The following is a 1282-nucleotide window of genomic DNA, read 5'->3' on the forward strand; positions in this document are numbered from 1 at the left end:
GCAAACGTTAGCGGAGCAGCCTCTGAGTGTCTTTATTCTTCTGTGCGTCATACGATCAGGCCGGACACGGCCGAATGTCCCGAGCAGTTCGTCTTTAATGGGGTGTCGTGGAATGTGGGTTGGTTGCAGCGACTATTAACCCGGCTGTCGGTGAATCCTTCGATGGTCGTCTCCTCGGGTGACGAGGAAGCCTGGCAGGCTACGGCGGAGTTAGATTCTTCACTGGATGAGGCCTTTGCATTGACTGTTGATGCCCGGGGGGCTCACCTCTCGTATCGCTCAGTCGCGGGCTTCCATCAGGGACAGGCAGTGCTCTTTCAGTATCTGATGCAATGGATCTGTATAAAAACGCTGCCGGCCTGTGAAGTTCGTGATACTCCTGAGTATGACTATCGGGGCATCCATCTGGATGTGGCCCGACACTTTTTCAGCGCTGACGACATCATGGCCTGGTGGGATGTACTGGCCTTGTTTCAGTACAACGTTTTCCATTGGCACCTGACCGATGACGATGGCTGGCGAATCGACAGTCAGACCTATCCAGAGCTCACTCAGATTGGCGCCTGGCGCGGTCCTGAAGAGGTTTTACCGCCACAGATGGGGTCCGGGCATTTGCGCTACGGAGGCAGCTATTCACCTGATCAGGTGACCGAGCTGGTTGAGCGCCTGGCCGGTCTGGGTGTCATGGTGGTGCCGGAAATGGATCTGCCCGGGCATTCCCGGGCGTTGCTGAAAAGTCTGCCGGATCTGGTCGAAGACGATGATCATTCACTGTATCGAAGTGTTCAGCATTACCACGATAACGTCATTAACCCGGCCTATGGCCCAACCATGGATTATCTGGAAACCCTCATTAAAGAGTGGTGCGCGTTGTTTCCGGGTGAGCTGTTTCATCTGGGCTGCGACGAAGTGCCTGCTGGCGCCTGGTCTGAGTCTCCCTCAGCGCGACAGGCTTCGGAACAGGGGCATGGCACACCGCTGACCCAGTTAGTTGAAAACGTGAAGCAGCTGTTAGCCGCCGAAGGTAAGACTTTGGCGGGTTGGGAAGAAATCGCCGAAGGTCAACCGGCTCCGGAGACATGGGTATACAGCTGGCAAGGGGTAAAAGCCGGGCAGGCTGCCGCGGAAAAGGGGCACCCTGTTGTGATGACGCCGGCTCAACATTGTTATCTGGATTTGGCGGTCACCGATGCGATAGATGACCCGGGTTATTGGTGGGCGGGCACCGTTGATATGCGACAAGTCTATGAGTACCAGCCTACCGCTGGGTTATCGGCCGAAG

General features: G+C 56.2%; 1 protein-coding gene. It reads left to right on the forward strand.

Going from position 1 to position 1282, the window contains the following annotated elements; translation table 11 throughout:
• Positions 1-123: 123 nt before the first annotated feature.
• Positions 124-1282 (forward strand): beta-N-acetylhexosaminidase (locus tag MED297_RS17540; protein ID WP_237613462.1); only part of this gene is annotated, 1159 nt, incomplete at its 3' end.

Origin of the sequence: Reinekea blandensis MED297, from assembly GCF_000153185.1 — a bacterium.
GTDB lineage: Bacteria > Pseudomonadota > Gammaproteobacteria > Pseudomonadales > Natronospirillaceae > Reinekea > Reinekea blandensis.